We start from the raw sequence: 12,090 nt of genomic DNA on the forward strand, positions 1-12,090 counted from the left end.
ATGCTACACTGACTTTTATGACGATAGCAACAAGCAAAAATCTTACCTTGTTAAGTCAATGAAATGGATCTTAACAACTGCTTTGATATTGAGCAGCACTACCCAATATCCAGCACAAGTAACACATCAAACGAAACAACCAGTCACTAATAAACAGCCTCCACAACCAGTTCAAACACCTGCTTCACGTCAAGAGCCTGCCTCTCGACCAGTTTTTATTTTGCCAAAAGCACCCGCTCGGTTAAGTCCTGTATCTGGGCGTAGAGCAGGAATGGGTAGTCGAGATAATTGCCCTGCGGTTTCAACCCCGCTTACTGCCTTAGTCCCATTTCAAGAGGAACAAAAGGTTGCTGGAGAAACAAACAAATCAATTATCGGGGTTGTAGAGGGACTAACTACTTCTGAACGACCTACGTTTTGGTTTTATATGCCCTACACTAAGGATTTGTCTAACTCAAGCGCTGAATTTAGCTTACAGGATAGCGCCGAAAATGATGTTTATAGAAATGCGATCGCCCTACCTTCAAAGCCAAGTATCATTGGTATTTCTCTCCCTATTAATGCTTCATTACAAGTAGATAAGACATATCGCTGGTATTTAAAAGTACGTTGTAACCAAGAGACAGCAAGCATTCCTGTATATGTAGAAGGGGACATTAAAAGAATCAATTTAGATGAGCGTGTTATGCAACAATTAGAAGCCGCAAATGAGCCTCGACAAAAGATTATAATTTTTGCTGAAAAAGGAATTTGGTTTGACGCTTTAAATATGCTAGCCCAAATACGCATTTCTAATTCTAATGATGCATATCTTGAAAAAGATTGGCAAAGTTTATTGCAATCAATCAATTTAGATAATATTGCTACGATGCCCCTAATCAAATTACCAACCCGCTAATAAGTTTATATCCGATAAAATATTTATAAGCTTAGATTTTTACAACCAATTACCAACTATAACATAGGGTGCCCAGTACATCGGACGGTTATATTCAGGAGCTTCAAGTAATTTTAATTGAGCAAAGCGTAAAGCTTCTGCCGTAGTTTTACCACTCACTAACTGGCGATAAAATTCCTCAATAAATAAAGCTGTAGAGTTATCGCCAATTTGCCATAGGGAGGCTAAAGTACTCCGCGCACCAGCACGCAAAGCAACTCCTGCTAATCCCAAGGCAGCTCGGTTATCTCCTGCTGCTGTTTCGCAAGCACTCAAAACAAGTAATTCAACTGGTTCTGTTAGGTTTTGCTCTCTACTTTTGAGCAAACTATCTAATTCACTCACATTGATGCGTCCATCAGCTGCTAAGATAAAAGTGTCTTTTGCTTTAGAGCTAAATTGCCCGTGAGTTGCCAAGTGAACAACTTTAAAAGGTTGAGCGTTGATAGTTTTTGCTAAAGTCGTACTGGTAAAATTTTTATCCAATAATGTAGTTGTCGATACGCCTGATTCCTGAATTAATTCCAGTTCAACCTTAACGTTGGGAAGCGCTGCAAACTTTTCATTTTTGGGTGGTTGTGATAGTCCTCCAGCCAGGGCATTTAATTTTTTCTGTCCTAGAGGTTTGGGAGTAAATAGTTGCAGTCCGGGGCTAATAACTACAGAGTATTTTTGGACTAAATACTCTCTGCCATCATATAATGCAGACATCGGGATATTTCGCAGCAACCCATCTGGAATAAAGACTAGAGTATTAACTTTACTATTTTTAAGGTCTGTTTCAACTGGTTTAATTAACCAGTTATAAAGTTGTTGAGAAACTGCTTTAAATTTCTGATTAGCATCGGGTTCGACTATTGTTTCTCGTATTTTTGTAATGACTTGCTCTACTTGCTGACGGTTGACTCTAGAAGTTTTATGAATCAACGGTTGCTTGGGAAGTTTGATAATAAGTTCTAAATAGTTATCTAGAATAATCGGGTAGAAAATAGCAGTATTCGGGTTGTCGCTGTCTACTACTTTGTCCAAAACCACAAATTGGTTACTCAAGCAAGCTTCTCGAAAAAAATTGTCGAGTTCTGCAAGTTGCAAGGCTTCCATTCGCTGTCGTGCCTTATCTAAATCTGGTTTTCGTTGTCCTTTCTCTTGTAAAATCAACTCTACAGACTGCCGATAAAGAGGTTCTATGCGATCGCGAAAATTGAACTGTACCTCTCGATTAACTCCAACTAAATCGCTGCGAAGAGACTGAAGAGTTGTTACAGCAGCATCATAAGCAGATATGGCGGCTGGGATATTTCCCTGTGCTTTGAGCAAGCGTCCTAACTGCCACTCAAAGCGATAAGCTATATCTGAGGCATCAATTTTCTGAGCCATAAACAACGCTTGCTGCGTCAAATCCTTTGCTTCTTGCAATTGTTGGTTCTGCTCGTAAACTTCTCCCAAGCTGCCCAGTGCATAAGATTGGGCACGTTCATCGCCGATTATTTTGGCTTGGTTAACGCTAGTTGCCAGAATCTCTGCAATATCTTTTTTATTACCAATTGTGGCCAAAGTCTGAGCAAAATTTATCCTTGCATAAATACCAGCTTGATTGGTAGGCAGATTAGCGAATTGAGCTTGGATTATGGATATTAATGACTTTGCTTCAGTGATGCGTTCGTTTTCGACCAGCAAACTCAGCTGATTAATCAGGGCTTGAACTTTGGCCAGAGGGTTTGGTGCAATTTTGGCAGCATTTTCATAATGAGCGATCGCAGATTTAATATTACTTAACGACCTAGCAGTATTACCGAGGCTAAATTCCGTCAAACTAATTTCTAGAGGCAGTTGCAGACGTTGAGCGATTTCTAAGCTTTGTTGTAAGTTTTTCTGGGATGACTCAAGTTCGCCTAATTGTTGTAAGACATTGCCAAGCGATCGCAAAGCTGTTACTTTTACAAGTGAGTCAGGTTGGGAAATTAATTGTTGGGATACTTCATTCAATATATCTAAGCTACGGCGGTAAAAACCAGCAACTCGTAGGGCTTGTGCTTGGTTAATCTGGCTGCGCGTTATTCCGGCATTGTCACCTAATTTCTTCCAGATTTGCTCTGCTTCTTGTGATGTTTTCACAGATGCATCAGTTTGTCCCTGTGATAGTTGCAATTCGCCCTGAATATTTAAAGTTGGTGCGAGAATTTCTAACAATTCAGATTTGGGATTGTTGACATTTAACTTTTGATTTATCTCATCCCAGCCAAGTAAATTTAAGCTACTGTCAATAGTTGAATAAGCTTCTTTCCACGAGCCGAGTTGCTGGTATACAAGAGAGAGGTTAGTTAGCGCTGCGGCTTGTGCGAGGTTATTGCCTTCTCGTTGAGAGGTACGGACAGCTTGTTGTAAAATAATTACGGCTTCAGTAAAGCGTCCAGCTTGATAAAGTGCTTCTCCTTGTTCAAGAAGTGGCTGTGGTGTTGTGGCTGGGGGCTTATTGGTTTGGATGTGAAACCCGTTTGGTGAATTTGTCTGGATTTGTTTAGCAAATGTACTAGGGATAATAGTCAGGAAAACAGCAAGGGTAAATAGGAGTATGGGAGTTACCGCAAATCTAATTACTCGCTTTGGCAGCTGAGATTTTGCCATATTTCACACCTCCCTGAGATACAGGACAGGAAGCAGATGTTTGCCAAGGGCTGTGGGGGTTGAGTTGAGGAACTTGTGCTACTAGTTTTATGTTTCCATTGCCATCGATTACCCAGCCAGAAGCTTCCACAATTGGAGTTGTAGTAGCAATGGGAGTAGTTGAAACTGCTGTTGATTTTGGCACAGGCGTTGTGTTTGCCAAGTTTTCTGATTTTGGTCTTAATCTCACCCACCCAGACACAGTACTTGAATCTTGTAATGGTTCAGTGGGACTCATGGGTAGTCCGCCACGTCCTGTTGCGACAAATGTGTTTTGGAATTGCCGAGTTCCAGGCGTGCAGGCATTAGAAATTTGCCTAGAAGCATCAACTAGATTAATTGGGAGTTCGACTAAGCCGCGAGTGGGGTCTATATCAGGTGTAGTGATTCGCACATTACCGCTCAACTCGCGAGTTGCTCCGGTGGCTGTGATGTCGCTTGTGTTTGGGGAAGCGATATCTTGAAACTGAAGACCAAAGATACCCTTAGTATTAATTTTGACATTTCCGCCACGAAAATCAGTAGATTTGGCAGTGATGTCGCTATTTTGAAAGGCAGCCAAGACATCAGCATCAATATTGATGTTGCCGCCAATAACGTTTGCTCCTGTGGCGTTGGTTCTGATGATACTATTGCGACTTATAATCAAATCTTGTGAGTTAATGTTAATTGTCGCTTGCTTCCTATTCGGGTCAACAAGGGGGCTTTGTGTATTGGCGGTGAGTATAGCATTGTTGTTTAAACGGATAGAGCGAGCATTTAATGTCATCTTGCCTGCGGTTCCTGTTCCAAGACTTTGCACGGTTACTCCTGCCCTATCTCGCACTAGCAAAGTATTGGTTTTAATTGTTAAATCACCCGCATCTCCTGTTGAGTTTCGCTGTGCAGAAGCACCCAAGGCACTAGGAAAACTACCATCAGCGCTTGTACCAATCAGTTGCACATCTTGGGCATCAACAGTCAAACTACCCCCCTTGCCTAGACCGAAAGTAGCAGCATTGATCTGTCCTCCATCTCGTACTAGCAAGGTATTAGTTTTGATCGTCAAATCTCCCCCCTTGCCCGCACCATCTGTAGAAACACTCACCTCTGCCTCATCTCGCACTAGTAAGGTATTAGTTTTGATCGTCAAATTACCCGCATCCCCTAATGAGTTTCGCTGTGCGCCAGTAAACAAGCGACTGGCAAATTGACCATCAGCGCTTGTACCAATCAGTTGCACATCTTGGGCATCAACGCTCAAATTTCCTCCCTTACCCGCACCAGATGTAGCCGTACTTACCTCTGCCCCATCTCGCAGTAGCAAGGTATTAGTTCTGACCGTAAGATCACCCGCATCCCCTAATGAGTTTCGCTGTGCAGAAGTACCCAAGGCACTGGGAAGCCGATTATTAGCACTTCTACCAATCAGTTGGACATCTTGGGCATCAATGCTCAAATTTCCTCCCTTACCTGCACCAAATGTAGCAGTATTTATCTGTGCTCCATCTTGCAGTAGCAAGGTATTAGTTTTAATCGTCACATCACCCGCGTCCCCTGTTAAGTTTGGCTGTGCGCCAGCACTCAAGCCACTGGGATACTTACCATCGGCGCTTGTACCAATCAGTTGCACGTCTTGAGCAATAACGCTCAAATTTCCTCCCTTACCCGCACCAGATGTAATAGTACTTACCTGTGCCCCATCTCGCACTAGCAAGGTATTAGTTTTAATCGTTAAATTACCTGCGTTCCCTGTTGAGTTTGGCTGTGCGCCAGCAGACAAGCCACCGGGATACTTACCATCGGCGCTTGTACGAATCAGTTGCACATCTTGGGCATCAATGCTCAAATTTCCTCCCTTACCCGCACCAGATGTAATAGTACTTACCTGTGCCCCATCTCGCACTAGCAAGGTGTTAGTTTTAATCGTCAAAGTACCCGCATCCCCTGTTGAGTTTAACTGTGCGCCAGCAAACAAGCCACCGGGATACTTACCATCGGCGCTTCTACCAATCAGTCGCACATCTTGGGCATCAATGCTCAAATTTCCTCCCTTACCCGCACCAGATGTAATAGTACTTACCTGTGCCCCATCTCGCACTAGCAAAGTATTAGTTTTAATCGTTAAATTACCTGCGTCCCCTGTTGAGTTTGGCTGTGTACCAGCAAACAAGCTACTGGCAGATTGACCATCAGCGCTTCCACCAATCAGTTGGACATCTTGGGCATCAACGCTCAAATTTCCTGCCTTACCCACACCAGATGTAATAGTACTTATCTGTGCTCCAGCCTCAACTTGTAACGTGCTAGCACTGATATTGACATCGCCTCCCTGTCCATTTGCTTGTGATCGCACCAGATTAATAATAGCTGCATTGTTAAGATTTATTGCTCCAGTTGCATTAACCGTAATATTTCCAGCCTTATTATCAGAACCATTACCACTGTCTATCTCTGCTTGCAGGAAACTCCCTCCCTTCATCTCTAAATTCCGGGCGTTAACTGCAATACTCCCACCACCAGCAGCTTTTACATCTACGCTAGATCCATTAGCTAAAGAAACATCCGCTCGCGCACTTTCAGTAGGAAAGCCTAAGCGAAAGTTGTCATCATCTATCCCAAGTGCTACAGTTCCGCTTGATGTCAATCCTCCCAATTCAACTCGACCACCATAAGCATTCAGTTTTCCACCATCCATGTTGACATTGCCACCTACTAGCAGCAAACTCTTTCCATCTTTAACACTTAAACCAGATACTTTAAAACCAGCTGGATCTTCTGGTGCTGGCGCAGTTGAACTATTTTGAATCAGGGAAGCCGCAATTTGATTGAATAGTAAGGTATTTGGATTTACTGTCAACAAGGGTGAAGGTGCTTCTGGATTTGAGGCGCTGAAAAATCCCAAATTGCCAAACCCAATGGCATTGGCTGTTGTGGCGACAAAGGAACCGCCGATATTCAAACTGGCATTTTTACCAAAAATAATCCCGTTAGGATTGAGCAGGAATAAGTTGGCTTTACCGTTAGCACGAATTAAGCCATCTATATTAGAAATTGACTTACCTGTTACTCGTGTCAGGATGTTCTGAATATCCAGTGAATTATTGAACAAAGCAGTACTGCCATTAAGAACAGAGAACTCCCCAAAGCTGTGGAACAGATTATCCCCTCTTATGGTTCCACCCTCAATAATGCTGGTATTACCTTCTAATTTCACATTGGAATTATTTGGCAGAGTGCCGTCTGGGGTGATTTGGGCAACTGAGATATTTGCATATAAGGTAACTGCACTGACAATGGCAACTCCTAGTAGACCTTGTAACCAGTTTGGCGCAGTTTTAAAAGACATTGCACTCTCTTATAGAAAAGGAAATTTAGGTTGTCAGCCTCAATCTTGAGTAGAAAGTGTTAGGACTAGCTCTTTCAAGGTAGCTAAAAACTTTAGTCAAGAAATTACTTTTTAAGCTCTTTACTCGGTGTTTTCTGCGTCTATATAGTTAAATAAATTACTTATAAACTACAGAGGCACAGAGAGCGCTAAAGAAAAACAAGATATTTAACGAGTCACCTTGAAAGGGCTAGTCCTGTAAGTGTCAGGACAATGAACTTATGCATAACAGAGGATATTAGCAAATTGGCACTGTTGAATCAAGTGAATAAACCAGAGCAGGGGTTTGAGCGTTTGATAATTGAAGCGATTTTTTTATCAATATCCTTATGCAACAAGGGTTTCACAAATTACGTGCGTTTGCCCTAGTGAATAAACTTATCTCACTGCTACCAATTAACAATCAGAAGGTAAAGCTAAAACCTCTGATTCCCAGCCGTGAATAAACTTATCTCACTGCTACCAATTAACAATCAGAAGGTAAAGCTAAAAAACTTCTGATTCCCAGCCGTGAATAAACTTATCTCACTGCTACCAATTAAAAATCATAAGGAAGAAAACAAGCTTACCTTCAGTTCAAACCCCAATCTAAAACTCAGGGGAAAAACAATGTCTAACATCAATAACTACGGAGTAGATATGAACAACAAGCAAATCAAAGATTTCTACAGCATCGAAGCTGTGCAAGACCTTTCCCATGAAGCCGCTGCCACTATTAGTGGTGGTGCCTTAGACCTTTCCGACAAGAAGAATGGTGAAGGAGCGCGGCAAAATAATATCATAAACGCACGACGCAGTTTAGGCAGCTTTAACAATAAAGCAACTTGGTACGAGGTGACGGGTAGAAGAGATTGGATTGTCTACACTGGTGAGAATTTCACAGGTGCATCAAGGCGTCTGAAAGCAGGTACAAAAGGTAACTTCACCGGCCCTTTTAACAACAACATCGCGTCTGTCAAACTTGGATAATCAGCTCTGGTCTATTTCATACCGTGTACTCGAATCCTTCAAAACCTAAAAGAGAAAAGAATGCTCTCACATAAGCTTTTAGCTGAGTAACATTCTTCTCTCCCAGTTCGTAGGGGCGAGGTCGTTTTCGCTCCTACTTTTTCATTCATATCAAAATAGCATAAATAAACGTAAACGGGTGTTAACAGTTATTAGGTAGAAAACGGACTCGTCCACCCCTTGTTAACTGCGGCTGTTACTAATTTTTTAAACAATGAAATACTACAGTATATTGCAACACAGTGAAGAAGATTGTGGTGCAGCAAGCCTAGCCACGATCGCCAAATACTATGGACGCACCTTTGCCCTCAATCGCGTGCGAGAAGCAGTGGGCACGGGAACGCGAGGAACTACACTATTAGGTTTAAGGCGGGGAGCAGAAACTCTGGGATTCAATGCCCGTCAAGTTCAAGCTACCCCAGAACTGCTTGAGAAATTAAATGAAGTCCCTTTACCAGCGATCGTTCACTGGAAAGGCTACCACTGGGTAGTATTGTACGGGAAAAAGGGGAAAAAATATGTTATCTCTGACCCTGCCTTCGGCATCTTGTACCTCACCTCCCAGGAGCTAATCGCGGGTTGGAGTGATGGTGTGATGCTGCTGCTGATGCCAGATGATAGCCGCTTCTATGAGCAAGGGGAAGATAAAATTGGCGGCTTTGGGCGCTTTATTGCCCGCGTCTTGCCATACCGCAATCTTTTGGTTCAGGCGATCGCTATCAACTTCGCCATCGGGCTGTTGTCCCTGGCTTCCCCTTTAATGATGCAACTCCTCACCGATGACGTGCTAGTGCGGGGAGATACCCAACTGCTAACAACAGTGGCAATTGGCGTCATTGCCATGAACCTAATTCAAAGTGCCATTGGTTTGGTACAATCTCACCTGATTGGTCATTTTGCTCAACGGTTGCAATACGGGCTAATTCTAGAATACGGCCGAAAACTGTTGCGCTTACCCCTATCATATTTTGAAGCACGGCGCAGTGGGGAAGTCGTTAGCCGGATTGCAGATGTTCATACCATCAATAATCTAGTTTCCGAAATTGTCCTTGGTTTACCCAGTCAATTTTTTGTGGCTCTGGTTTCCTTGGGTTTCATGCTCTTCTATAGTTGGCAACTGACTCTCGCTTCCCTCGCCGCCTTTGCGATCGTCACTTTTGTCAACCTGCTTTTTCTTCCCGCCTTGCGCCAAAAAACCCGCAGCCTGATCGTTAAAGGTACGGAAAATCAAGGCTTTTTAGTCGAAACCTTTCGCGGTGTTCAAGTCCTCAAAACCACCCAAGCTACAGAGCAAGCTTGGCAAGAATATCAGACAAATTTTGGTCGCCTTGCTAACTTAGACTGGACTACGATGAAGTTGGAGCTTTACAGCGGTACAGTCACTAGTATTCTTTCCAAATTGACGAGTATTAGCATACTCTGGTTAGGTTCTAGCTTGGTGATTAATCAGACATTATCCATTGGTCAACTGCTGGCGTACAGTGGTATGAGTGGTAGCTTTCTTGGCTTTTTAGAGTCAGCAGTCGGGCTAATTGATGAATTTATCACTGCTCAAATTGTCGTTCAACGCTTGACAGAAGTGATAGATTCTACCCCAGAAGATGAAAATGACTTTAAAAAACCTTGGGCAGAAATTCCTGGCAATGCAGATATTAGTTGTTCTCAAGTTAACTTTCACCATCCTGGTAGAACTGACCTGTTAGAAAATTTTTCTTTAACTATCCCTGGTGGTCAAGTAATAGCCTTAATCGGTCAATCTGGCTGTGGCAAAAGCTCCCTTGGTAAATTAATTACTGGTTTATATCAAATCAAATCTGGTAACATTCGTTATGGCATATACAACCAGCAAGATTTATCTTTAGAATGTTTGCGGCAGCAAGTCGTATTAGTTCCTCAAGAACCTCATTTTTGGAGTCGTTCGATTGTTGACAATTTTCGCTTCAGTTATCCCAACATTAGTTTTGAAGAGATAGTCCTTGCTTGCCAAATTGCTGGTGCAGATGAATTTATTAGCAAATTACCCGATAAATATCAAACTGTTTTAGGCGAGTTTGGTGCAAATATTTCTGGCGGACAAAGACAGAGATTAGCTATAGCTAGAGCAATTGTGATTGACCCACCTGTATTAATTCTAGATGAATCTACAGGCGCTCTTGACCCAGTAAGTGAAACCCAAGTTTTGGATAGATTACTTAATCACCGTCAAGGTAAAACTACAATTATGATTAGCCATCGTCCTCAAGTTATTAAACGGGCTGATTGGATTGTATTGCTTGAAGATGGGCGCTTAAAAATTCAAGGGACTCCAGAAGAATTACGTCATATCCCAGGAGAGCATTTAAGCTTTCTTGATGAAATGTATTCTTCTAATAATGGTAATGGATTGAAATCTTCTTTACTTTTTCGGAATTAGTTAATGTTTATTAGACATTTTAGAGATATTTATAGCAATCCTAAATCATTTGTAAAAATTATATATCTCTTTTTCCTTTCTTATCTTTGCGTCCTTGGCGTTCTTGGCGGTTCGTTTCCTTATCTATATTTTTCACGACTCATTTAGGATTGCTATATAACTTATGATTAGTAAGTCTCAAACAAATTTTTTACCCTTAGTTCAAGACAATGAGTTTCTCCCACCAATTAGTCGTTGGACTACATTTGGCGGACTATTTATCGTGTTTGCCTTGGCGTTAGCTGTTCCTGTGGCTGCGGTTGTTAAATATAAAGTTACGGTGATTGGGCAAGCGGTTGTGCGTCCTGCGGGTGAATTGCCAATTGTACAGGCGGCGACAGAAGGACAGGTAATGCAGATTTATGTCAAAGAAAATCAAACACTGCAAAAAGGAGATAAAATTGCCACTATTGATGATTCTCGACTGCAAACCAAAAAAAACCAGCTGCAAACCAATATTCAACAAGCTAGGTTACAACTAATTCAAACTGTTCCGCAAATAAATGCAATAGATAGTCAAATTCGAGCTGAAAGTGATCGCACCAATCGGACTATCGCCTCTGCTAAAGCTGAATTACAAGGACGCGATCGCGATCATCAAGACAAAAAAACTACCAGTATCACTGAACTTCAAGAAGCATCAGCCAATGTCAAAATGGCTCAAGAAGAATTATATGCAGGGCAAGCACAGTTACAATCAGCATTAGCTAATCTCCATGCAACTGAGGCAGCTTTAGGAGCAGCGAGATCAAAACAGAACCGATATGAAAGTGCCGCTAAACAAGGAGCATTATCCCGCGATCAACTAGAAGAAGTACAGCTGGCTGTGAAACAGCAGGAACAAGCTGTACAAGCGCAAAAAGCTACTTATAAGGCCCAAGAAAAAACAAATGAACGGCTAAAACAAGCTGTTTTAGGGGCTATTGCTAAACGCGATCGCGCTCAAGCAGCTCTCAATCCCAGCAATGCAGAGGTAGCAATGGCGACTGAACGCATTGCTCAAGAAAAAGCCTCTGGGGAAGTGAATAAAGCATCCTTAGAAAGAGAACTTCAAGTTCTTCTCAAACAGAAAATTGAAACGGAAAAACAATTAGAGCGCGATACTAGCGAATTCAAGCAAGCTGAAATTGACCTAAAGCAAACTACTATTACCGCTACAGCAGACGGGATTATTTCCAAGCTCAATTTGAGAAACCCCGGTCAAACTCTCCGGGCTGGGGAAGAAGTTGTCCAAATTGTTCCTAGTCATGCACCTTTAGTTATCAAAGCAGCTGTCGGTTCTGAGGAAAAAGGTAAGATAAAAATCGGTCAAAAAGTGCAAATGCGAGTTAGTGCTTGTCCTTATCCTGATTACGGTACTCTCAATGGCGTTGTCAAAGCGATTTCCCCGGATGCTGTTAGGTCACAAAAAAACGATGCTGATGCTGATACGAACTCTACCCCAAAAGCAACTGCTGTAGGTGCTTTTTACGAAGTCACAATTGAACCAGAGAAACTTGCTTTAGGTCGCAGTACAAAGAAATGTCAAATTCAATTGGGTATGGATGGCAGAGTTGATATTATTACCCGCGAAGAAACTGTACTGCAATTTGTGCTCCGCAAAGCAAAATTAATGACGGATTTTTGAGATCGTCAATCGCCAAATTGACGTTATTTTTCAGT

The 12,090-nt window shown here is 42.2% G+C and carries 6 protein-coding genes; 4 read left to right on the forward strand and 2 right to left on the reverse strand.

Annotation, left to right across the window (positions count from 1 at the left end; translation table 11 throughout):
- Window positions 1-58 precede the first annotated feature (58 nt).
- Window positions 59-898 (forward strand): DUF928 domain-containing protein, encoded by an 840-nt coding sequence (locus tag V7L01_RS09895; RefSeq protein WP_335034220.1) that lies wholly within the window; start codon window positions 59-61, stop codon window positions 896-898.
- Window positions 899-937: 39 nt separating this feature from the next.
- On the opposite strand, the gene V7L01_RS09900 is transcribed toward V7L01_RS09895, so the two are convergent.
- Window positions 938-3,562, reverse strand: coding sequence for a CHAT domain-containing protein (locus V7L01_RS09900; RefSeq protein WP_335034221.1), 2,625 nt, complete (start codon window positions 3,560-3,562; stop codon window positions 938-940).
- Window positions 3,528-6,929: a two-partner secretion domain-containing protein gene (locus tag V7L01_RS09905; RefSeq protein WP_335034223.1), complete on the reverse strand. Its 3,402-nt coding sequence runs from the start codon at window positions 6,927-6,929 to the stop codon at window positions 3,528-3,530. The genes V7L01_RS09900 and V7L01_RS09905 overlap by 35 nt, the downstream gene beginning before the upstream one ends.
- 648 nt (window positions 6,930-7,577) lie before the next feature.
- Here V7L01_RS09905 and V7L01_RS09910 point away from each other — a divergent pair.
- The 3 genes from V7L01_RS09910 (at window position 7,578) to V7L01_RS09920 (ending at window position 12,055) form a co-directional block, all read left to right on the forward strand.
- A complete protein-coding gene (locus V7L01_RS09910) occupies window positions 7,578-7,937 on the forward strand; it encodes a hypothetical protein (protein ID WP_335034226.1) in 360 nt (119 codons plus the stop codon).
- Window positions 7,938-8,190: 253 nt separating this feature from the next.
- On the forward strand, window positions 8,191-10,389 hold the full coding sequence (locus V7L01_RS09915; protein WP_335034228.1) for a peptidase domain-containing ABC transporter: 2,199 nt from the start codon (window positions 8,191-8,193) through the stop codon (window positions 10,387-10,389).
- 163 nt (window positions 10,390-10,552) lie between these two features.
- Complete coding sequence (locus V7L01_RS09920; protein ID WP_335034231.1) at window positions 10,553-12,055, forward strand: HlyD family efflux transporter periplasmic adaptor subunit; 1,503 nt, start codon at window positions 10,553-10,555, stop codon at window positions 12,053-12,055.
- The last annotated feature ends 35 nt before the right edge of the window (window positions 12,056-12,090 follow it).

The organism is Nostoc sp. (assembly GCF_036917095.1).
Lineage (GTDB): Bacteria > Cyanobacteriota > Cyanobacteriia > Cyanobacteriales > Nostocaceae > Nostoc.

Excerpts from the sequence above, each read along its gene's own strand:
- V7L01_RS09895 (WP_335034220.1), top strand. The coding sequence starts at position 59 with ATGAAATGGATCTTAACAACTGCTTTGATATTGAGCAGCACTACCCAA.
- V7L01_RS09900 (WP_335034221.1), bottom strand. The coding sequence starts at position 3,562 with ATGGCAAAATCTCAGCTGCCAAAGCGAGTAATTAGATTTGCGGTAACT.
- V7L01_RS09905 (WP_335034223.1), bottom strand. The coding sequence starts at position 6,929 with ATGTCTTTTAAAACTGCGCCAAACTGGTTACAAGGTCTACTAGGAGTT.
- V7L01_RS09910 (WP_335034226.1), top strand. The coding sequence starts at position 7,578 with ATGTCTAACATCAATAACTACGGAGTAGATATGAACAACAAGCAAATC.
- V7L01_RS09915 (WP_335034228.1), top strand. The coding sequence starts at position 8,191 with ATGAAATACTACAGTATATTGCAACACAGTGAAGAAGATTGTGGTGCA.
- V7L01_RS09920 (WP_335034231.1), top strand. The coding sequence starts at position 10,553 with ATGATTAGTAAGTCTCAAACAAATTTTTTACCCTTAGTTCAAGACAAT.